Source organism: Streptomyces sp. NPDC027672 (assembly GCF_055566335.1).
This window is the reverse complement of sequence record NZ_JBVHSO010000007.1, coordinates 155,572-177,172: the sequence shown is the minus strand read 5'-3', so window position 1 is coordinate 177,172 and position 21,601 is coordinate 155,572. Positions and strand designations below refer to the sequence as shown.

Annotated in this window: 15 protein-coding genes and 3 pseudogenes; 14 read left to right on the top strand and 4 right to left on the bottom strand. The window is 75.0% G+C overall.

Translation table 11 applies throughout. The features are described from left to right. Nucleotides 1-23 precede the first annotated feature (23 nt). Both ACZ4SV_RS18830 and ACZ4SV_RS18825 read left to right on the top strand, forming a co-directional pair. Nucleotides 24-725, top strand: coding sequence for a class I SAM-dependent methyltransferase (locus tag ACZ4SV_RS18830; RefSeq protein ID WP_468005849.1), 702 nt, complete (start codon nt 24-26; stop codon nt 723-725). A gap of 166 nt (nt 726-891) precedes the next feature. Further along, on the top strand, nt 892-1,965 hold the full coding sequence (locus tag ACZ4SV_RS18825; protein ID WP_468005568.1) for a S1C family serine protease: 1,074 nt from the start codon (nt 892-894) through the stop codon (nt 1,963-1,965). 36 nt (nt 1,966-2,001) lie between these two features. Here the strand turns inward: ACZ4SV_RS18825 and ACZ4SV_RS18820 are convergent, their stop codons facing one another. After that, nucleotides 2,002-2,211: a hypothetical protein gene (locus tag ACZ4SV_RS18820; RefSeq protein WP_365878876.1), complete on the bottom strand. Its 210-nt coding sequence runs from the start codon at nt 2,209-2,211 to the stop codon at nt 2,002-2,004. Between the two features lie 79 nt (nt 2,212-2,290). Between ACZ4SV_RS18820 and ACZ4SV_RS18815 the strand changes: the two genes are divergently transcribed. Continuing rightward, the gene (locus ACZ4SV_RS18815) at nt 2,291-3,493 is read left to right on the top strand and encodes a bifunctional adenosylcobinamide kinase/adenosylcobinamide-phosphate guanylyltransferase (protein WP_397941973.1); all 1,203 of its coding nucleotides are present in this window, start codon (nt 2,291-2,293) and stop codon (nt 3,491-3,493) included. Between the two features lie 11 nt (nt 3,494-3,504). On the opposite strand, the gene ACZ4SV_RS18810 is transcribed toward ACZ4SV_RS18815, so the two are convergent. Continuing rightward, the gene (locus ACZ4SV_RS18810; RefSeq protein WP_468005565.1) at nt 3,505-4,488 is read right to left on the bottom strand and encodes a class I SAM-dependent methyltransferase; all 984 of its coding nucleotides are present in this window, start codon (nt 4,486-4,488) and stop codon (nt 3,505-3,507) included. Nucleotides 4,489-4,621: 133 nt separating this feature from the next. Between ACZ4SV_RS18810 and cobT the strand changes: the two genes are divergently transcribed. From cobT to ACZ4SV_RS18795, 3 genes and pseudogenes are all read left to right on the top strand, one after another. Next, nucleotides 4,622-5,857, top strand: a complete 1,236-nt coding sequence (gene cobT / locus ACZ4SV_RS18805) for a nicotinate-nucleotide--dimethylbenzimidazole phosphoribosyltransferase (RefSeq protein ID WP_468005563.1) — start codon at nt 4,622-4,624, stop codon at nt 5,855-5,857. A gap of 122 nt (nt 5,858-5,979) precedes the next feature. Further along, a complete protein-coding gene (locus ACZ4SV_RS18800; protein ID WP_468005561.1) occupies nt 5,980-7,761 on the top strand; it encodes a phosphatidylglycerol lysyltransferase domain-containing protein in 1,782 nt (593 codons plus the stop codon). 6 nt (nt 7,762-7,767) lie between these two features. Continuing rightward, nucleotides 7,768-8,463 (top strand): annotated as a pseudogene (locus ACZ4SV_RS18795) (hypothetical protein); the annotation flags it as partial. A gap of 185 nt (nt 8,464-8,648) precedes the next feature. Here the strand turns inward: ACZ4SV_RS18795 and ACZ4SV_RS18790 are convergent. After that, a pseudogene (locus ACZ4SV_RS18790) lies at nt 8,649-8,855 on the bottom strand (hypothetical protein); the annotation flags it as partial. Between the two features lie 19 nt (nt 8,856-8,874). After that, complete coding sequence (locus tag ACZ4SV_RS18785) at nt 8,875-9,639, bottom strand: hypothetical protein (RefSeq protein ID WP_397945719.1); 765 nt, start codon at nt 9,637-9,639, stop codon at nt 8,875-8,877. 60 nt (nt 9,640-9,699) lie between these two features. Here ACZ4SV_RS18785 and ACZ4SV_RS18780 point away from each other — a divergent pair, with 60 nt between their 5' ends. The 8 genes and pseudogenes from ACZ4SV_RS18780 to ACZ4SV_RS18745 all read left to right on the top strand — a co-directional run bounded on the left by ACZ4SV_RS18780 (nt 9,700) and on the right by ACZ4SV_RS18745 (nt 21,486). Next, the gene (locus tag ACZ4SV_RS18780) at nt 9,700-10,539 is read left to right on the top strand and encodes an adenosylcobinamide-GDP ribazoletransferase (protein ID WP_468005559.1); all 840 of its coding nucleotides are present in this window, start codon (nt 9,700-9,702) and stop codon (nt 10,537-10,539) included. Nucleotides 10,540-10,834: 295 nt separating this feature from the next. Next, nucleotides 10,835-12,382: a leucyl aminopeptidase gene (locus ACZ4SV_RS18775; protein ID WP_365884215.1), complete on the top strand. Its 1,548-nt coding sequence runs from the start codon at nt 10,835-10,837 to the stop codon at nt 12,380-12,382. Nucleotides 12,383-12,678: 296 nt separating this feature from the next. Further along, complete coding sequence (gene lpdA, locus ACZ4SV_RS18770) at nt 12,679-14,067, top strand: dihydrolipoyl dehydrogenase (protein ID WP_365874574.1); 1,389 nt, start codon at nt 12,679-12,681, stop codon at nt 14,065-14,067. Nucleotides 14,068-14,129: 62 nt separating this feature from the next. Further along, complete coding sequence (gene sucB, locus ACZ4SV_RS18765) at nt 14,130-15,989, top strand: 2-oxoglutarate dehydrogenase, E2 component, dihydrolipoamide succinyltransferase (RefSeq protein WP_468005556.1); 1,860 nt, start codon at nt 14,130-14,132, stop codon at nt 15,987-15,989. Nucleotides 15,990-16,212: 223 nt separating this feature from the next. After that, the gene (locus tag ACZ4SV_RS18760) at nt 16,213-16,836 is read left to right on the top strand and encodes a GntR family transcriptional regulator (RefSeq protein ID WP_365874570.1); all 624 of its coding nucleotides are present in this window, start codon (nt 16,213-16,215) and stop codon (nt 16,834-16,836) included. A 257-nt stretch (nt 16,837-17,093) separates the two neighbouring features. Continuing rightward, nucleotides 17,094-19,796, top strand: coding sequence for a pyruvate dehydrogenase (acetyl-transferring), homodimeric type (gene aceE, locus ACZ4SV_RS18755; RefSeq protein ID WP_397941960.1), 2,703 nt, complete (start codon nt 17,094-17,096; stop codon nt 19,794-19,796). 129 nt (nt 19,797-19,925) lie between these two features. Then, nucleotides 19,926-20,908, top strand: a pseudogene (locus ACZ4SV_RS18750) (helix-turn-helix transcriptional regulator). Between the two features lie 59 nt (nt 20,909-20,967). Next, nucleotides 20,968-21,486 (top strand): DUF4240 domain-containing protein, encoded by a 519-nt coding sequence (locus tag ACZ4SV_RS18745; RefSeq protein ID WP_365874578.1) that lies wholly within the window; start codon nt 20,968-20,970, stop codon nt 21,484-21,486. The last annotated feature ends 115 nt before the right edge of the window (nt 21,487-21,601 follow it).

The following is a 21,601-nucleotide window of genomic DNA, read 5'->3' as shown; positions in this document are numbered from 1 at the left end:
GCGATGTCGTGAGCCGGGAGCTGGTGGCCCGGCAGCTGGACGAGCAGATAGCCGGGCGGTTCCCGGTCGGGCGGCGGCTGCGGGTGCTCGACGTGGGGATGGGCCGGGGCGCGCAGGCGCTGCGGCTGGCCCGGCTCGGCCACCACGTCACCGGCGTCGAGCAGGACCCGGTGCTGGTCGCCGCCGCCCGCCAGGCCGTGGCCCGGGAACCGGAGGGCATCCGGGAGCGGGTGCGGCTGGTGCAGGGCGACGGGCGGGACACCGGTGTGCACTTCCTGCCGGGCAGCTTCGACGTGGTGCTGTGCCACGGCGTCCTGATGTACGTGACGGAGCCCGACCCGCTGGTGGCGGGCCTGGCGCGGATGCTGGCCCCGGGCGGTCTGCTCTCCCTGCTGGTCCGCAACGGCGACGCGCTCGCCATGCGCCCGGGTCTCGGCGGTGACTGGGCGGGCGCCCTGGCCGCCTTCGACACGACCGCCTACCAGAACCGCCTCGGCCTGGACGTCCGCGCCGACCGGCTGGCCGCCCTGACCGCCACGCTCGACGGCATCGCCGCGCCGCTGCGCGCCTGGTACGGCGTGCGGGTCTTCACGGACACGGCCGCGCAGGAGGCGGCGCTGCCCGACGACCTGGGGACGCTGCTCGCGGTCGAGGAGCGGGCCGGCCGCACGGACCCCTACCGCGGGGTGGCGGCGCTGCTGCACCTGTGCGGCGTACGGGGCTAGGGTCTTCCGTCCGGATCAGGCCGGCCCTGGGGGCTGCCGTCCGGGCCCGGGGCCCGCGCGTCCGGTGTGCTCCGTCCCGCGTCCGGGGTACTCCGTAAGGGAGGCCCTGAGCCCGTTCGGGGCAACAGCGCGGGCCGGGTGATCACGGCGCGGTGAGACTCGGGGCATGGACGCTTCCCGTACCCGCGCGCCGCGGACGGCCGTCTTCGCCGTCGCGCTCCTGTGCTGCGCGGCCCCGGCCGCCGGCTGCTCCGGTCCCGTCGCCCTGGCCGGACGGGACGCCCCGGCGGCCACCGGGGCGGCCGTGCCGACGGCCGCGACCGATCTCCAGGACCGCTACCAGCAGGTGATCAGGGATGTCCTGCCGTCGGTCGTGCAGATCCAGGCCAGCCGCGACCTGGGCTCCGGGGTGGTGTACGACGACAAGGGGCACATCGTCACCAACGCGCACGTGGTCGGCGCGGAGAAGACCTTCCAGGTGACCACCGCCAGCAGCGAGGAGCCGCTCACCGCGACCCTCGTCTACTCCTACCCGGAGCAGGACCTCGCCGTGGTCCGGCTGGACCGGGTGCCCGACGGGCTGAAGCCGGCGGTGTTCGGGGACTCCGAGAAGGTGGAGGCCGGCCAGATCGTGCTGGCCATGGGCTCGCCGCTGGGGCTGTCGTCCAGCGTGACGCAGGGCATCGTCTCGGCGACCGGACGGACCGTCAGCGAGGGCAGCGAGGGCGGCGGCACGGGCGCCACGATCGCGAACATGGTGCAGACGTCGGCCGCGATCAACCCCGGCAACAGCGGCGGCGCCCTGGTCGGCCTGGACGGGCGGGTGATCGGCATCCCGACGCTCGCCGCGGCCGACCCGGGCCTCGGCGGCAGCGCCGCGCCCGGCATCGGCTTCGCGATCCCGGCGTCCCTGGTCCGCACGGTCGCCGGCCAGATCGTGCGGCACGGCGAGGTCGTCGACTCCGGGCGGGCGGCCCTCGGCATCACCGCCCGCACGGTCGTGGACGACCGGTACCGGCCGGCCGGGGTGGCGGTGGTCAGCGTCCGGGCCGGCGGCGCGGCCGACCGGGCGGGCCTGCGCCCCGGCGACGTCATCACCAGGCTGGGCGACACCCCGCTGACCACCATCACCTCGCTGTCCGAGGCGCTGGCCGCGGACCGGCCGGGCCGGCGGACCACGGTGACGTACCTGCGGGACGGCACCGGGCACACCGCCGAGGTGACGCTGGGCGAGCAGTGAGGAGGGCGCCGCCTCCTCACCCCGCCATACGGCCGCTCACGCGTCGGCGTGCAGGCTCATCGGGCCGTAGATCTCGGTGTTCTCCTCGAACAGCCGCACCTGGTCGGCCCCGCCCTCCAGCAGCGCCTTCCACTGCTCGCCGATCCAGGACTCGGCGTCGCCCTGGGTGGTGAACTCCTCGGGCTGGACCGCCGGCTGGACCTCCGTCCCGTCGGCCTTCTCGAACCGCCACGTCCATGCCGTCATGTGGGCCTCCTTTGATCCAACACCTGCTGGCAGCCTAGCCGGAAGCGCAAGACCTGCCGGGACAGGCGAAAATCGGTCCGTGGACATCACTCTGCTCGGTACCGGTGCCCCCGCGGGACTGCCGCGGCCCGACTGTTCCTGCGCCGCCTGCGCGAGCGCGCTCGGGCCCGGCGCGCGGGCCGCGACCGCGGTGCTCGTGGACGACGCGCTGCTGCTCGACCTGACCCCGGGCGCGGCGTTCGCGGCGGCGCGCGCCGGGCATTCGCTGGCCGGGGTGCGGCAGGTGCTGCTGTCGCACCCGCACGACGGTCCGGCGGTGGAGGTGCCGGCCGGGCTGCCTCAGCCCGGCCGGGTGCCGGACGGGCGGGAGTTGGCGCTGCTGACGGGGCATCGAGTGCGGGCCGTGGCGATGGACGCGGGCGGCACCGGGTACGCGGTGACCGGGCCGGACGGGCAGCGGCTGCTGTACCTGCCGCCGGGCGGGTCGCCGGCCGGACTGGAGCAGACGGCGGCGCGGCCCTACGACATGGTCCTCGCGGACGTGGTGAACCGCCCGGACGCCCTCGCCCGGCTGCGGGCGGCCGGTGCCGCCGGCCCCACGACGGACGTCCTCGCCGTCCACCTGGACCACGACGTGCCGCCCGGCGCGGAGTTGCGGCGCCGGCTCGCGGCGGCCGGGGCGCGGGCGGTGCCGGACGGCTCGACGCTGGTGGTCGGGGCGTACGAGGAGGTGCCGGACGTGCCGCGCCGGACACTGGTGCTGGGCGGGGCCCGCTCGGGCAAGTCGGTGGAGGCGGAGCGGCGCCTGGAGGCGTTCCCGGACGTGCTGTACGTGGCGACGGGCGGCACGCGCGCCGGGGACACCGAGTGGGCGGCGCGGGTGTCCGCGCACCGGGAGCGGCGGCCGGGCTCGTGGCGTACGGCGGAGACGACCGACCTGGTACCGCTGCTGGCGCAGGACGGGCCGCCGCTGCTGGTCGACTGTCTGTCGCTGTGGCTGACGGACGTGATGGACTCCGTCGGGGCGTGGGACGACGCGGAGTGGGCGGGCGGTGGCGAGAAGGCGCTGCGGGAGCGGGTGCGGGAGCTGACGGAGGCGGTGCGCGGCACCCGGCGGTCCGTGGTGGCGGTGTCCAACGAGGTCGGCTCGGGGATCGTCCCGGCGACGGCGTCCGGGCGCCGCTACCGGGACGAACTGGGCCGGCTGAACGCGGCGTTCGCGGCGGAGTGCGAGCAGGTGGTGCTGGTGGTGGCGGGGCAGGCGCTGGTGCTGCGGGGGTGAGCGGCCGGCGGTCACCCGGCGCCCTTGCGGGCGACGATCCGGTACGCGTTGGAGAACCGCGTCCGGCGCAGCAGCGGAGCGCATCCGTGGTCCAGGGCCGCGGCCAGCGTGCGGACCGGCGCCGCCGCCAGACGCAGCGGCGGACGGGCGTGCGCCAGCGCCAGCGCGACGGCCGCCGCGAGGTCGTACGGCACGTGCGGGTCCGTGCGGTCCGTGACGAGGACCGCGCAGCCCAGGGCCGAGAGCTCGGCGCGCAGGTTGGCCGGCGGCGGCAGGTGCAGATGGCGCGGCTGGCCGTGCGGGAGCCACCACTTGCCGAGGAGTACGGCGAACAGGCTGCGCGGGTCGGGTACTTCGACGACCAGGTGGCCGCCGGGCCGCAGCACGGTCAGCGCGGCGCGGAGTTCGGCGCGCGGGTCGGGGGCGTGCTCCAGGTGGTGGAACATGGTGACGACGTCGTAGCGGGCGCGCAGCCGGGCCGTCATGCCGGGCGTCGTCAGATAGCCGCGGTGCGCCTCCTCCACGCGGCCCTCCAGCAGCGCCTGCTCCACCCGCGCCGTGGGGTCCAGCCCGTCGAAGCTGGTGTAGGGGAAGAACTCCTTCGCCGCCTCGGGGAACCGGGCGTGGCCCGTGCCGACGTCCAGCCAGCTCTCCGGTTCGCGCAGCGCCGACAGCCGCCGGGCGGTGGCCCGGTGCCGGCGCCGGACCGCGCGCTCGGGCAGCACGCGGGCGGTGAGGTCCGCCAGCTGTCTTTCGTAGGCGTCCCGGCGGAAGAAGGCGAGTCCCTCCGCGCTGAGCCGGGGGTTCTGGAAGGTGTGGGCGCAGTCGGCGCACTCGTCGAGGACGAAGGTGCCCGCCCGGTGGCGCAGCGGGTCGGGCGCGCGCAGCCGGGTGCGCAGCGCCCGGGAGCCGCACCAGGGGCAGTCCGCGCGGCGCGGCTCCTGGAAGGGGTCGTGGGGGGTGGTGATCTGCGGGGTGAGGGGCGTGGTCGGCATGGGCGGCTCCCTGTGCGACATTCCGCGGCAAAGCGGAACGTATGGGATACCGGTCCGCGGTGCCAAGACGGCGTGCGGGCGGGGCGGTGATGTGCCGCGGGAGCGTGCGCCCGCTGGCGGTACTGTTCGGCGAATGAGCAGCCTTAATCTGGACGACTTCACCGATCTGATCGAGCGCCCGGACGGGGGCGTGCGCCGTGACGCCGAGGCCCGGCGCGAGCGCCAGGTCGTGCCGCCCGGGGCCCTGGGCCGGCTGGACGAGCTGGGCGAGTGGCTGGCCGCCGCGCGGGGCGAGGTGCCGGTGCGGCCGGTCGAACGGCCGCGGGTGGTGCTGTTCGCCGGCGACCACGGCGTCGCCGGGCTGGGCGTGTCGGCGCGGCCGGCGGGCGGCGCGGAGCGGCTGGTGCGGGCGGTGCTGGAGGGCGCGAGCCCGGTGTCCGTGCTCGCGCGCCGGCTGGAGGTGCCCGTACGGGTCGTGGACATGGCCGTGGACTGCCCGGCGGACACCTTCCCGCCGGATGTGACCCGGCACCGGGTGCGGCGGGGCAGCGGCCGGATCGACATCGAGGACGCGCTCACCCCGGAGGAGGCCGAGGCCGCCCTGCTGGCCGGGGTCGCGGTCGCCGACGAGGAGGCCGACTCGGGCACCGACCTGGTGGTCCTCGGCGATGTCAGCGTGGGCGGGACCACGCCGGCGGCGGTGCTGGTCGCCGCGCTGTGCGGGACCGACGCGTCCGTCGCGACCGGGCGCGGCGGGCTGGCGATCGACGACCTGACGTGGATGCGCAAGTGCGCGGCGGTCCGGGACGCGCTGCGGCGGGCCCGGCCGGTACTCGGGGACCAGCTCCAGCTGCTCGCGGCCGTGGGCGGGGCGGACCTCGCGGCGATGACCGGGTTCCTGCTCCAGTGCGCGGTGCGCAAGCTGCCCGTCGTCCTGGACGGGGTGGTGGCCGCCGCGTGCGCGCTGGTCGCCCAGCGGGTGGCGTTCCGGGCGCCGGACTGGTGGCTGGCCGGGCACGCCAGCGGGGAGCCGGGCCAGGCGAAGGCACTGGACCGGATGGCGCTGGAGCCGCTGCTGGAGCAGGGCGTGAAGGTCGGCGAGGGCGTGGGCGCGCTGCTGGCGCTGCCGCTCGTCCGCAGCGCCGCCGCGCTGGCCGCGGAGCTGCCCGAGAAGCCGGCGGCCGGGGAGGAGCCGGAGCCGGGGAGCGGGCAGGACACGGAAGCCGTGAAGGACGCGGAGACCGTGGCGGACCCGGTGGCCGTGAAGGACCCGGCGACCGTGGCGGACACGGGGGCTGCGAAGGACCCGGAGCCAGGCAGCCCGAAGACGCCGGGGACCGGGCAGGACCCGGCGGCCGGGGAGGAGTAGCCCGGTGGTGCCGGGCCGGCCGGGGCCGGTCCGGCACCCGAACACGCCCGAACAGAGGGGCCGGAGCGGGAGCCGGCCACAGAAGCGCGGTTCGTCCCGGCCGTGGCCATATGATCCTCTTCATGGGAGATGCCCGAATTGCCGTGGCGGAGCGGGCGGGGCGGTCCACCCGGACTTCCCGGCGGGCCGGCGCCTTCGCCGTCTGGTATCTGCGGACCGTCGCCTTCGTCAACTTCCTCAGCGCGGTGTGGGTCTCGCTCGGCCAGGACGTGCGCCGGCACAACCAGGACGACTTCTTCACGCCGTATCTGCTGACGGCCGGTTTCGCCTCCGGGGTGTTCACCGCCTTCCTGGCGATCACCATGCGGCGCCGCAAGCGGGCCGCGTGGATCCTGAACCTGGTGGTGAGCGGGCTCTTCCTGGCCCTGCTCGCACTGGCCATGGCGTTCCCGGAGATCCGGCGGTACGCGCAGAACTGGGTCTCCCTGGTCCTGACGGCCGCCTTCGTGGGCGCGCTGCTCGCCGGCCGCCGGGAGTTCTACGCCAAGGGCGACCGGTCCAACCCGCGGCTCGCGGCGACCGTGGCGGTCTGCGGCGGCCTGGCCGCGAGCCTGCTGGCCGGACTGCTGGTGACGGTCACCAACCAGGCGCCGGACGCGGCCCGCTCCACGTTCCGGGAGCGCTGGTACTACGGCACCCTGCGGCTGGTGTCGGTGGCGGCCGACGAGTCCCGTTTCCCGGGGATCGAGCCGCCCCGCTGGGCCAACGTGGCGGTCAACGTGCTCAGCACGGCCCTCGTCCTCGCCGTCCTCTACGCCGCCTTCCGCTCCCGGCGGGCCGTCGACCCGCTCACCGAGGACGACGAGAAACGGCTGCGGACCCTGCTGGACCGGCACGGTGAGCGCGACTCGCTCGGCTACTTCGCGCTGCGCCGGGAGAAGAGCGTGGTGTGGTCGCCGACCGGGAAGGCCGCCGTCGCCTATCGCGTCGTGGGCGGGGTGAGCCTGGCGTCCGGGGATCCGCTCGGCGACCCGGAGGCGTGGCCGGGGGCGATCGCGCCGTGGCTGGCCGAGGCGCGGGCGCACGGCTGGATCCCGGCGGTGATGGGCGCGAGCGAGGAGGCCGGGACGGTCTACGCCCGGCACGGGCTGGACGCGCTGGAACTCGGCGACGAGGCGGTCGTGGAGATCGCCGAGTTCACGCTGGAGGGGCGGGCGATGCGCACGGTCCGGCAGGCGTACAACCGGGTGCGGCGGGCCGGGTACCGGGTGCGGATCCGGCGGCACGAGGACATCCCGGCGGCCGAGATGGCGTTCCTCGTCGAGCGCGCCGACGACTGGCGCGACGGCGCGACCGAACGCGGCTTCAGCATGGCGCTGGGCCGGCTCGGCGACCCCGGCGACGGCCGGTGCGTGATGCTGGAGTGCACGGACGCCGAAGGGCGGCTGCGGGCGCTGCTGTCGTTCGTGCCCTGGGGCCCGGCCGGGCTGTCCCTGGACCTGATGCGGCGGGACCGGGACTGCGACAACGGGCTGATGGAGTTCATGGTCATCGAGCTGCTGCGGCGGTCCGGCGAGACCGGGATCACGCAGGTCTCGCTCAACTTCGCGATGTTCAGGTCGGTCTTCGAACGTGGTGCGCGCCTCGGCGCCGGTCCGGTGCTGAGGCTGTGGCGGTCGCTGCTCGGCTTCTTCTCCCGCTGGTGGCAGATCGAGTCGCTGTACCGCGCCAACGCCAAGTACCGGCCCATCTGGGAACCGCGGTTCCTGCTCTTCGAGAAGAGCGCGGACCTGCCGCGCATCGGCCTCGCCGCGGCCCGCGCGGAGGGCTTCCTGGAGGCCCCGGGACTGCCGAAGTGGCTGCACCGCAGGCACCTGGACACGCGTCTGACCGTACGGGGATGAGGAAACGTGAGGGGAACGCTCGCCCGCTGGGCCCGCGCCGAGTGGGGACCGCTGTACGGCGCCGTGCGCGAGCCGCTGCGCCGGCGCGGGGCCGCCGCGCTGCCGATGACGCTGGGGGCGGTCGGCCTGACCGCGCTCCTGCAGTACGTGCAGAACCGGCCGTGGGGGTACGGGCCGGTGCAGGACCTGGGCGCGGTGCGCGCCGCGGATCCGCTGGGGCCGGCCCTGCTGCGCACCCCGCTGTCGCTGTTCGTGCCCGCGCTGGACCTGCCGGTGTGGGGTGCGCTGGCGCAGATCCTGCTGGTGTTCGGGATCGCGGAACTGTGCCTGGGCCGGCGGCGGACGCTGGCCATCGCCTACGCCGCCACGCTCGCCGGGACGCTGTACGCGCGCCTCGGCGTCACCCTCGGCGCGCACGCCCCGTTCGGGCTGCCGTGGACCGACGCGCAGGTGGTGGACACCGGCCCGTCGGCGGCGGTCGTGGGGCTCGCGGTGTTCGTGGCCTGGCGGTACGGCGCCTATGTGACGGCGGGCGCGGTGACGGCGGCGATGGTCGCCGAGGTGCTGGCGAAGGAGAACCTGGCGGGCAAGGAGCACCTGGCCGCGCTGCTGGCGGTGGGGCTGCTGTGCCTGCTGGCGGCCGCACGGGACCGCCACCCGGACCGCCCCCGCCGACGGCCCGGCACTCCCGCCGGCAGCGGCCCCCGGCAGCGGTCCGGCACCCGAGCCGACGGCCGTGGCGGCGCGGGTCCGGCCCCGGGCCGCCGGACCGGCACCCGCCCGCACCGATGGCCGGGCACCCGCGCCGGCGACGGCCCCCAGCGGTGGCCGGGCACCCACGCCGGCCGCGACAGCGGCGCCCCTACGGCGAGCCGCCCCGCCCGGCCTCACCGGTGGTCCGGCAGCCGGGCCGGGCGGGGGTCCGGTCTGCCGCCGATCCAGTCCTGAACCGCCCGCCGCGGCCCCGCCCAACGCCGGTCGTGCCGGTAGGCACGCAGCACGGCCGGGGGCCTGGCCCGAGGCGGCGGCCGACGGGCCGCCGGGCCCGAACCGCGCGGCCGGCGGCCGTGACGGCGGCAGGCCCACGGCGAGCCGCCCGGCCGGCGTCCGGCCTCACCGGTGGTCCGGCAGCCGGGCCGGGCGGGGGTCCGGTCTGCCACCGATCCAGTCCTGAACCGCCCGCCGCGGCCCCGCCCAACGCCGGTCGTGCCGGTAGGCACGCAGCACGGCGCGGGCCCGGGCCCGGGGCCGGCGGCCGTAGCAGCGGCGGGCCCACGGGGAGCCGGGGCGGGCGAGCCGGACCGCGCCGACGAGCGCGACCAGCGGCACGATCACCCCGAACAGCGCGGTCCGGGTCTTGCCCTTGCCCAGCGCGACCAGGGAGAGGACGAAGTTGGCGGCGATGTTGGCGACGGCCGTGGTCCGGTCGGTCAGTTCCTGCCGGGTGAGGTTGTCGACGCCGAACGGGGAGAACCCGGCGAGCAGCAGCCCGACGAGGGCCGCGGTGAGCACCACGACCTCGACGCTCTTGCGGCCCTCCGCGCTCCAGTAGACGTCGTCCAGGTGCAGGAGCAGCGCGAACTCGTCCAGCACGAGGCCCGCCCCCATGCCGAACAGCACCGCCGAGACGGCCCCGCCGGCACCGTGCCGGTCGCTGGCCACCGCGCCGAAGCCGCCGACGACGGTGAGGACGACGCCGGGGACGACGTGGTGGATGTGCAGCCCGCCCGCCCGGACGTTGCCGAACGGGCCCTTGCCGGCCCGGATCAGCCGGGTGACGGCCCGGGTGGCGGCGAAGGTCAGCACGAAGGCGGCGAGGGCGAGCAGCAGCGGCAGTTTGCCCGGCTCGACGATGTTCCGCACCCACCAGTGCCCCATGTGCGCACTTTATCCCCGGGCGCCGCCGGGGGCCCCGGGACCGCCGGATACCCTGCGCCGGTGCCGACACCCTCCTCACCGTCCCCGCCCTCCCCGCCCTCCCCGCCGTCCCCGTCCGCCGCGCCGTCGGCCGGCGACGGCCTGCGCTTCGCCTTCGGCACGCTCACCGTGCTGCCCGTGCGGGTGCGCCGCTGGGACCGCGCGGCGGCGCGCGGCGGGATGCTGTGGGCGCCGGCGGCCGGGCTGGCCGTCGGGCTCTGCGCGGCCGGGCTCGGCCTGCTGCTGCTCCGGCTGGGCGCGGGCCCGCTGCTCGCCGCCGTCGCCTCGGTCGCCGTACCCGCCGCGCTGACCCGGGGCCTGCACCTCGACGGGCTCGCCGACACCGCGGACGGGCTGGGCAGCGGCAAGCCCGCCGAGGACGCGCTGCGGATCATGAAGCAGTCGGACATCGGACCGTTCGGCGTGCTCACCCTGGTCCTGGTGCTGCTCGCCCAGGTGGCGGTGCTGGCCCAGCTCTACGGCGCCTCCTGGACGCGGGGCGCCCTGGCGGCCGTGGTCTCGGCGCTCGCGGCCCGGCTGGCGCTCACCCTGGCCGCGCGCTCCGGGGTGCCGGCGGCCCGTCCGGAGGGGCTGGGCGCCGCGGTGGCCGGGGTGGTGCCGCGGCCGGCCGCGCTGGGCGTGGTGGCCGGGGCGGTGGCGGCGGCCGGGGCGGCGGGCGCCTGTTCCGGCGGGTACGACGGCGCCCGGACGGCCCTCGCCGTGGCCGCCGGCCTCTGCGCCGCCGAACTGCTGCTGCGGCGCTGTGTGCGGCGGTTCGGCGGGGTGACCGGGGACGTGTTCGGCGCGGTGGCCGAGACGGCCGCGACGACGGTGCTCGTGGTGCTCTCGCTCGGCCGCTGAGCGCCGGGGCGTCATCCGAACCGGTGGGGCGGCGGCACGCCGGAACCCGGCGCGCGCCGCCCGGCGCACGGGAGCGCGGCCGGGAGCGGCGGGCCGGTGCCACGCACGGGTGGCCACCCGAAGGAATGAGCGAACGCACGTACGCGCGTAGTCTCGTCCCGGGTGTTCGCCGGCGAGGTGGCGGCCCCGGTTGTCACCTGTCCCCGGGCCTGGGCCTAGGGTCGGCTCCCGGGCCCGGTCGACCCACCCCGTTTCGGCCACAGGAACTTCACATCGGAAGCGAGAACTCACCACCGTGACTGCTCTGACTCTCAGCACCGCCGCGGCGCCCGGCCTGCGGGCCGACGCGATCGTGATCGGTGTCGCCAAGGGCGCCCAGGGGCCCGTCGTCGCGCCGGGCGCCGAGGCCGTGGACAAGGCGTACGACGGCAAGCTGGCCGGCGTCCTGGAGACCCTCGGCGCCTCGGGTGCCGAGGGCGAGCTGACCAAGCTGCCCGCACCGGCCGGCTTCAAGGCCCCGCTCGTGGTGGCGGTGGGCCTCGGCCCGGGGCCCTCGGACGCGGAGGCCGACGAGAGCGCCGGCTTCGACCCGGAGGCGCTGCGCAAGGCCGCCGGTGTCGCCGCCCGCGCGCTCGCCGGGTGCCGCAAGGCCGCGTTCGCGCTGCCCGTGGACAGCGCCGGCGCGCTCGGCGCGATCGGCGAGGGCGTCCTGCTCGGCGCCTACTCCTTCGACGTCTACAAGAGCGGCGCCCAGGCGGGCAACGGCCGGGCCAGGAACGGCAAGGCGCCGCTGGCCGAGGCCGCGCTGCTGGGCGGCAAGCCGCGCGACGCCGCTCACAAGGGCGCGGTGGCCCGCGCGGTCGCGGTCGCCGAGGAGCTGAACCGCGCCCGCGACCTGGTCAACACCCCGCCGAACGACCTCACCCCGGCCTCCTTCGCCGCCCTCGTGCAGACCGCGGCCAAGGAGCACGGCATCAAGGTGCAGGTGCTCGACGACAAGGCGCTGGCCAAGGGCGGCTACGGCGGCATCCTGGGCGTCGGCGGCGGCTCGGCGGCCACCCCGCGCCTGGTGAAGCTGTCGTACAAGCACCCCGAGGCGGAGAAGCACCTGGCCTTCGTCGGCAAGGGCATCACCTACGACTCGGGCGGCATCTCGCTGAAGCCGGCCGGCCACAACGAGACCATGAAGTGCGACATGAGCGGTGCCGCCGCCGTGTTCGCCGCGGTCGTCGCCGCCGCCCGCCTCGGCCTGGAGGTCGAGGTCACCGGCTGGCTGGCGCTGGCCGAGAACATGCCCTCCGGCTCCGCCGTGCGCCCGGGTGACGTGCTGCGCATGTACAGCGGCAAGACGGTCGAGGTGCTCAACACCGACGCCGAGGGCCGGCTGGTGCTCGCCGACGCGCTGTGGGCGGCCTCGCAGGAGAACCCGGACGCCATCGTGGACGTGGCCACGCTGACCGGCGCGATGATGCTGGCGCTGGGCAGCCGGACGTTCGGCGTCATGGCCAACGACGACGCGTTCCGCACCACGGTGTACGAGGCGGCCGAGGAGGTCGGCGAGCCGGCCTGGCCGATGCCGCTGCCGGAGCACCTGCGCAAGGGCATGGACTCGCCCGTGGCCGACATCGCGAACATGGGCGAGCGGTGGGGCGGCGGCCTGGTGGCCGGCCTGTTCCTGCGCGAGTTCGTGGGCGAGGGCATCACCTGGGCGCACCTGGACATCGCCGGCCCGGCGTTCAACGAGGGCGGCCCGTTCGGGTACACGCCGAAGGGCGGGACCGGCTCCGCGGTGCGGACGCTGGTGCGGCTGGCGGAGCTGACCGCCGAAGGCGACCTGGGCTGACGTCCGCCCGGCCGCCCGCGGGACGCGGGGGCGCGGGGGCCGGTCGCGCGGCGCGGGCCGCGCGGCCGTGATCGCCCCCGCGGCCCCGCGCCGCCGCCGCGTCCGGCGTCCGTTCCCGCCGGACGTGGGACGTCTCACACACCGGCCCGGCGTCTCGATCCCGTCCGACAAGTGCAAAGATGGAGCCCGGCAGGACAGGGCCCCCACCGAAGGGCCGAAGCATCAAGCGGCCGGACACCAGCCGCCTGCCGGTCATCGTCGACCGGCCTACGGCGCACATGCATGGAGGACGTGACGTGGCGAACGACGCCAGCACCGTTTTCGACCTAGTGATCCTCGGCGGTGGTAGCGGTGGTTACGCCGCGGCCCTGCGCGGGGCCCAGCTGGGCCTGGACGTCGCCTTGATCGAGAAGGACAAGGTCGGCGGCACCTGCCTGCACAAGGGTTGCATCCCCACCAAGGCCCTGCTGCACGCGGGCGAGATCGCCGACCAGGCCCGCGAGAGCGAGCAGTTCGGTGTCAAGGCCACCTTCGAGGGCATCGACGTCCCGGCCGTCCACAAGTACAAGGACGACGTCATCTCGGGCCTGTACAAGGGCCTGCAGGGTCTGATCGCCTCCCGCAAGGTGACGTACATCGAGGGTGAGGGCCGACTGTCCTCCCCCACCTCCGTCGACGTGAACGGCCAGCGTGTCCAGGGCCGCCACGTCCTGCTGGCGACCGGCTCCGTGCCGAAGTCCCTGCCCGGCCTGGAGATCGACGGCGACCGCGTCATCTCCTCCGACCACGCCCTCGTCCTGGACCGCGTGCCGAAGTCCGCGATCATCCTGGGCGGCGGTGTCATCGGCGTCGAGTTCGCCTCGGCGTGGAAGTCCTTCGGTGCCGACGTCACGGTCATCGAGGGCCTCAAGCACCTCGTCCCGGTCGAGGACGAGAACTCCTCCAAGCTGCTGGAGCGCGCCTTCCGCAAGCGCGGCATCAAGTTCAACCTGGGCACCTTCTTCCAGAAGGCCGAGTACACCCAGGACGGTGTCAAGGTCACCCTGGCGGACGGCAAGGAGTTCGAGGCCGAGGTCCTGCTCGTCGCCGTCGGCCGCGGCCCGGTCTCCCAGGGCCTGGGCTACGAGGAGCAGGGCGTCGCGATGGACCGCGGCTACGTCCTGGTCGACGAGTACATGCGCACCAACGTTCCCACCATCTCCGCCGTCGGCGACCTGGTCCCGACGCTCCAGCTCGCGCACGTCGGCTTCGCCGAGGGCATCCTGGTGGCGGAGCGTCTGGCCGGTCTGAAGGTCGTTCCGATCGACTACGACGGTGTCCCGCGGGTGACGTACTGCCACCCGGAGGTCGCCTCCGTCGGCATCACGGAGGCCAAGGCCAAGGAGGTCTACGGCGCGGACAAGGTCGTCTCGATCAAGTTCCCGCTCGGCGGCAACGGCAAGAGCCGGATCCTGAAGACCGCGGGCGAGATCAAGCTGGTCCAGGTCAAGGACGGCGCCGTGGTCGGCGTGCACATGGTCGGCGACCGCATGGGCGAGCAGGTCGGCGAGGCGCAGCTGATCTACAACTGGGAGGCGCTGCCGTCCGAGGTGGCCCAGCTCATCCACGCCCACCCGACGCAGAACGAGGCTCTCGGCGAGGCGCACCTGGCCCTGGCCGGCAAGCCCCTCCACATGCACGACTGACGCCTTCCGTCTTCGGGCGCGACGACACAGACTTCCGCAATTCGTTAGGAGCAACCGAAACCATGGCGGTTTCCGTAACCCTTCCGGCGCTCGGCGAGAGCGTCACCGAGGGCACTGTCACCCGCTGGCTGAAGGCCGAGGGCGAGCGCGTCGAGGCCGACGAGCCGCTGCTCGAGGTCTCGACGGACAAGGTCGACACCGAGATCCCGGCGCCGGCTTCCGGCGTGCTGGCGTCCATCAAGGTCGCCGAGGACGAGACCGTCGAGGTCGGCGCCGAGCTGGCCCTCATCGACGACGGCACGGGCGCGCCCGCTGCCGCCGAGGCCCCCGCCGCCGAGCCCGCCCAGGCCCCGGCCGCCGAGCCTGCCCCTGCCCCTGCCCCCGCCGCCGAGGCCCCGGCCGCCCCGGCGCCGGCCCCCGCCGCCGAGGCCGCTCCCGCTCCCGCCGCCGAGGCCGGTGGCGCGGAGGGCACGGACGTGGTCCTGCCCGCGCTGGGCGAGTCCGTGACCGAGGGCACCGTGACCCGCTGGCTGAAGTCGGTCGGCGACTCCGTCGAGGCCGACGAGCCGCTGCTCGAGGTCTCCACGGACAAGGTCGACACCGAGATCCCGGCGCCGGCTTCCGGCGTGCTGCTGGAGATCGTGGTCGGCGAGGACGAGACCGCCGAGGTCGGCGCCAAGCTGGCCGTCATCGGCGCCCCGGGCGCTGCCCCGGCCCCCGCCGCCGCCCCGGCCGCCCCGGCTCCCGCCCCGGCCGCCGAGACCCCGGCGCCCGCCCCGGCCCCGGCCCCGGCCCCGGCCCCCGAGCCGGCTCCGGCGCCCGCCGCGGCTCCGGCGCCCGCCCCGGCTCCGGCCCCGGCTCCCGCTCCCGCCGCTGCCGCCCCGGCCCAGCCCGCGGCTCCGGCTCCGGCGCCCGCCCCGGCTCCGGCTCCGGTGACCCCGGCCACCGCGCCGACCTCGCCGACCGCCACCCAGGCGACCGACGAGGGCGCGTACGTGACCCCGCTGGTGCGCAAGCTGGCCGCCGAGAACGGTGTCGACCTCGCCACCGTCAAGGGCACCGGCGTCGGCGGGCGGATCCGCAAGCAGGACGTCCTGACCGCCGCCGAGGCCGCCAAGGCCGCCGCCGCCCCGGCTCCGGCCGCGGCCCCGGCCGCCGCTCCGGCCGCCGCGAAGAAGGCGCCGGCGCTGGAGGCCTCCCCGCTGCGCGGCCAGACCGTCAAGATGCCGCGCATCCGCAAGGTCATCGGCGACAACATGGTCAAGGCGCTGCACGAGCAGGCGCAGCTGTCCTCGGTCGTCGAGGTCGACGTCACCCGTCTGATGAAGCTGCGCGCCCGGGCGAAGGACTCCTTCGCGGCCCGCGAGGGCGTCAAGCTCTCCCCGATGCCGTTCTTCGTCAAGGCCGCCGCGCAGGCGCTGAAGGCCCACCCGGTCATCAACGCCAAGATCAACGAGGCCGAGGGGACCATCACCTACTTCGACACCGAGCACGTCGGTATCGCGGTGGACTCCGAGAAGGGCCTGATGACCCCGGTCATCAAGAACGCCGGCGACCTCAACCTCGCGGGCATCGCCAAGGCCACGGCCGAGCTGGCGGGCAAGGTCCGGGCCAGCAAGATCACGCCCGACGAGCTGTCCGGCGCGACCTTCACCATCTCCAACACCGGTTCGCGCGGCGCGCTGTTCGACACGATCATCGTGCCGCCGGGCCAGGTCGCGATCCTCGGCATCGGTGCCACGGTCAAGCGTCCGGCCGTCATCGAGACCGAGGAGGGCACGGTCATCGGCGTCCGCGACATGACCTACCTGACCCTCTCCTACGACCACCGTCTGGTCGACGGCGCCGACGCGGCCCGTTACCTGACGACGGTCAAGGCGATCCTGGAGGCCGGCGAGTTCGAGGTGGAACTCGGTCTCTGACCAGCGCCGGGGACGCGCACCGGGCCGTGAGCCGGCCGGTGCCGTCCCGATCGGACCGCAGCGCACACCCCGTCCGGAACCTTCCGGGCGGGGTGTGCGTGTTTGTCGGGGCGCGCGGCGTGTAAGGCTCGTCTCACCTGCGCCAAAGCGCCCCCGCGCGCCCTGCCCGCGGAGCGGACCGGCCGTATTGTCTACACGTCGAAGCCCTGCCTAAGGAGCCGTCATGACCGCGCCCGTCGTCCACTCGCTGCGCGAGCAGATCCGCGAGCACATCGTGGAGGGAATCGTCAGCGGGCGCTGGCAGCCGGGCGAGCGCATCGTGGAGCGCCGGATCGCCACCGAGCTGGAGGTCAGCCAGACGCCGGTGCGGGAGGCCCTGCGCGAGCTGGAGTCGCTGCGGCTGATCGAGTCGGCCCCGAACAAGGGCGTACGCGTCCGCAATCTGACCGCGGCCGACCTGGAGGAGAGCTACCCGGTCCGGGCCGGTCTGGAGGCCATCGCGGCCGAGCTGGCGGCCGACCGGCTGGCGGAGGACTGCTCGGCGCTGCAACCGCACGTGGCGGCCCTGTACGAGGCCGACCGGGAGGCGGACGGCACGGCCCAGGTGCGGCACACGGTCGGCTTCCACCGGGAGCTGGTGCGCGCCGCGCGCAACTCGGTGCTGCTGCACACCTGGGAGGGCCTGGGCATCGAGGTCTTCACGGCGCTGTCGATCCGCTGGCTGGGCACGGTCCAGCAGTCGTACGCGGAGGAGCACGAGGAGCTGGTGCAGGCCTTCCAGCGGCGTGATCCGCGGATCGCGGAACTGGTGAAGGCCCATGTGCTGGGCTGCGCGCCGCGCGCCTGAGCCAGCCGAGCATACCCCCGCTCACCTGCGAAAACCCCTCCCGGAAGCGGCACCCGGTGCCCATTTCGAAGGCACCCGGTGCCTACTTTCTCGGAATCAAGACTTTTTCCGCCTCGCCCCTTTGATCGATCATCGATCAGGGAGTTACAGTCGCCGACGGACTTCCACCGAAGTCCACTGCCCTGTCCTGCCAAAGACCAAGGGCACCCCCGAACCCTTACCTGAGGGAACCCCCTTCGACTGAGGAAGGCGGCGACATGACCGACCCCCACGCCATCCAGCCGAGCGCGCTCGACCAGCTCCCGGACCGCGACCCGGAGGAGACCGCCGAATGGCAGGCGTCCCTGGACGCCGTCGCCAGGGAGGCCGGGCCGCACCGTGCCGCGTACCTGATGCGCCGCACGCTGGAGCGCGCCGAGGCGGGCGGCATCGCGCTGCCGAAGCTCCTCGAGACCGACTACGTCAACACCATCCCCACCTCCGCCGAGCCGGCCCTGCCGGGCGACCCGGAGATGGAGGCGCGGATCACCGCGTGGAACCGCTGGAACGCGGCGGCGATGGTGACCCGCGGCAGCAAGCACGGCGTCGGCGGCCACATCGCCACCTTCGCCTCCGCCGCCTGGCTGTACGAGACCGGCTTCAACCACTTCTTCAAGGGCAAGGAGGGCGACGGTTCCGGCGACCAGCTCTACATCCAGGGCCACGCCTCCCCGGGCATCTACGCCCGCGCCTTCCTCGACGGCCGGCTCTCCGAGCACCACCTGGACCACTTCCGCCAGGAGGCGGGCGGCAACGGCCTGCCGTCGTACCCGCACCCGCGCCGGCTGCCCTGGCTGTGGGAGTTCCCGACGGTCTCCATGGGCCTCGGCCCGCTGTCGGCGATCTACCAGGCGCGCTTCAACCGCTACCTGACCAGCCGCGGCATCAAGGACGTCTCCGCCTCCCACGTCTGGGCCTTCCTGGGCGACGGCGAGATGGACGAGCCCGAGTCGACGGCGGCCCTCGCCCTGGCGGCCCGTGAGGAGCTGGACAACCTCACCTTCGTCATCAACTGCAACCTCCAGCGCCTGGACGGCCCGGTCCGCGCCAACTTCAAGATCGTGCAGGAGCTGGAGGCCCAGTTCCGCGGCGCCGGCTGGAACGTCGTCAAGACGCTGTGGGGCACGGCCTGGGACGAGCTGTTCGCCCTGGACACCACGGGCGCGCTGGTCCGCCGGCTGCGCGAGGTGCCGGACGCGCAGGTGCAGACGTACCAGACCCGCGACGCCGCCTACATCCGCCAGGACTTCTTCGGCGCCGACCCGGCGCTCGCCGAGATGGCGAAGCTGCTCGGCGACGACAAGATCCTGGAGTGCTTCCACCTCTCGCGCGGCGGCCACGAGGCCCGCAAGGTCTACGCCGCGTACAAGGCCGCCGTCGAGCACAAGGGCGCGCCGACCGTGATCCTGGCCCAGACGGTCAAGGGCCACACCCTCGGCGAGGGCTTCGCGTCGAAGAACGCCAACCACCAGATGAAGAAGCTGACGGTGGACGAGTTCAAGGCGATGCGCGACCTGCTGGAGCTGCCGATCAAGGACAGCGACTTCACCGACGGCGTGGTGCCCTACGGCCACCCGGGCGCCGACTCCCCGGAGGTGCGCTACCTCCAGGAGCGCCGCGCGGCCCTCGGCGGCCCGGCCCCGGCCCGCCGCACCCACGCGCTGGCCCCGCTGCCCGCCCCCGCCGAGAAGGCGTTCGCCTCCTTCGACAAGGGTTCCGGCACCCAGAACGTGGCCACTACCATGGCCTTCGTCCGCCTGGTCAAGGACCTCGTCCGCGACAAGGAGACGGGCAAGCGCTGGGTGCCGATCGTCCCGGACGAGGCGCGCACCTTCGGCATGGAGAGCCTCTTCCCGTCCCTCGGCATCTACTCGCCCAAGGGCCAGACGTACGAGCCGGTCGACCGCGACCAGCTCATGTACTACAAGGAGGCCAAGAACGGCCAGATCCTCAACGAGGGGATCACCGAGGCCGGTTCGATGGCCGACTTCATCGCCGCTTCCACGTCGTACGCGACGCACGGCGAGGCGATGATCCCGTTCTACATCTTCTACTCGATGTTCGGCTGGCAGCGCACGGCCGACCAGATGTGGCAGCTCGGCGACCAGCTCGGCCGCGGCTTCCTCGTCGGCGCGACGGCGGGCCGGACCACCCTGACGGGCGAGGGCCTCCAGCACGCCGACGGCCACTCCCCGGTGATCGCCGCGACCAACCCGGCCGCGCTGACGTACGACCCGGCGTTCGCCTACGAGATCGCGGTGATCGTCCGCGAGGGTCTGCGCCGGATGTACGGCGAGGCCAAGCCGGGCGAGGACCAGAACGTCTTCTACTACCTGACGGTCTACAACGAGCCGCTGCCGCAGCCGGCCAAGCCGCAGGGCCTCGGCATCGACGAGGGCATCGTCAAGGGCCTGTACCGCTTCAACACGGCGGAGTCGGCCGGGGTGGCCGTGACGGCGGGTGCCCCGCGCATCCAGCTGCTCGGCTCGGGCACGGCGATCCACTGGGCGCTGACGGCGCAGCGGCTGCTGGCCGAGGAGTGGGGCGTGGCCGCCGACGTGTGGTCCGCGACCTCCTGGTCGGAGCTGCGCCGGGACGCGCTGGAGGCCGACGCGGCCCTGCTGCGCGGCGAGGAGCGGGTGCCGTACGTCCGCCAGGCGCTCCAGGGCGCCGACGGCCCGGTCCTCGCGGTCACCGACTACATGCGCCAGGTCCCGGACCAGATCGCGCAGTGGGTGGAGCAGGACTGGTCCTCGCTGGGCGCCGACGGCTTCGGTCTGTCGGACACCCGTGAGGCCGCCCGCCGCCACTTCGGCGTCGACGCCCAGTCGATCGTCGTCGCTGCCCTGGCCCAGCTCGCCCGGCGCGGCGAGGTCAAGGCCACGGCGGTCAAGGAGGCCCGGGAGCGGTACGGGCTGTAATCACCGCCCGCGCCAGGCAGGGGTACGGCCGCGGCCGTACCCCTGCTGTGTCTTTTTCGGCTTCCCCGGCTTTCCCCGGCTTCCCGGTCCCCCGCCGCCGTCGCCGGTGCCGCCCGGCATCATGAACGCATGCGTGCCGCCCGCCTGATCAAGATGGTGCTCCTGCTCCAGTCCCGGGCCTCCATGACCGCCGCCGAGCTGGCGCGGGAGCTGGAGGTGTCGGAGCGGACCGTGACCCGGGACGCGCAGTCGCTGTCCGAGGCGGGCGTGCCGGTGTACGCGGACCGGGGGCGGGCCGGCGGCTACCGGCTGGTCGGCGGGTACCGGACGCGGCTGACCGGGCTGGCCCGCGGCGAGGCCGAGGCGCTGTTCCTGAGCGGGGTGCCGGGCGCGCTGCGGGACATGGGGCTCCAGGACGCCGCCTCGGCGGCCCGGCTGAAGGTGGCGGCGGCGCTGCTGCCCTCGCTGCGGGACGCGCCGGACTCGGCCGCGCGGCGGTTCCACCTGGACGCGCCCGGCTGGTTCCGGGAGCCGGAGACGCCCGCGCCGCTGCCGGCGCTCGCCGAGGCGGTGTGGGCGGACGGCCGGGTCCTCGCCTGCTACCGGCGCGCCGACGGCGTGGTGGAGCGGCGGCTGGAGCCGTACGGGCTCGTGCTGAAGGCGGGCGTCTGGTACCTGTGCGCGCGGGTGGCCGGCGACGGCGCGTTCCGGACGTACCGGATCGACCGGTTCACCGCGGTGGACCCGCTGGACGAGCGGTTCGACCGGGACCCGGACTTCGACCTGCCCGGTTTCTGGGCGGAGCAGGCCGAGCGGTTCGCGCGGTCGATCCTGCGCGCCGAGGTCGTGTACGGCTCTCCCCGGACGGTGTGCGCCGGCTGCCGCACGCCGTCGATCCGCTCGCCGCGCGGGAGGCGCTGGCGGAACCGGGCGCGCCGGACGCCGGGGGCTGGGTGACGGTGACGCTGCCGGTGGAGTCGGAGGAGATCGCGCACGCCCAGCTGACGGCGCTCGGACCGGAGGCCGAGGTGCTGGCGCCGGCCGGGCTGCGGGAGCGGTTCGCGGCGGACGCGGCCCGCGCCGCCGCGCTGTACCGGCGCGGGGGCGGCTGACGGCGCTGTTCCGCACTCCGCGTGCGCCCCACCGGCCGAGGCCGGATCCTGGTGGCGTGATGGACGAGACGGAGTTCTGGGAGCTGATCGACACCACCCGCGAGGCCGCCGGCGGCGACCCCGAGGAGCAGGCCGACCTGCTCGTGGACCGGCTGCTCCAGCTCGACCCGGAGCTGGTCCTGGACTTCGCCCGGCACTTCGAGGCCCGCTACAACCGCGCCTACCGCTGGGATCTGTGGGGCGCGGCCTGGCTGCTGCTGGACGGGTGCAGCGACGACGCGTTCGACTACTTCCGCTGCTGGCTGATCGGGCAGGGCCGGGAGGTCTTCGAGGGCGCCCTGCACGAACCGGACGCGCTGGCCGGACTGCTGGGCGAGTTCGACCAGGAGATCGACGGCGACGGCGAGGAGCTGGGGTACGCGGCGGACGAGGCGTACGAGCAGCTGACCGGGACCGTCGCGCCCGACCTGGGCATCGCCCCGGCGCCGGGGGAACCGGAGGGCACACCGCTGGACCTGGAGGACGACCGGGCGCTCGCGCAGCGCTATCCCCGGCTGTGGGAGCGGTTGAGGGCGTGAGACCGGCCCGCACGCCGATGCCTGCCGCCGGGGCCGCCCGCCCCCGGCCGGTCCCGGACGCCCGGCACGGCGGCACCCCGTCCGCCCGGTCCGGACCGGACGCACCCCTCAGGGT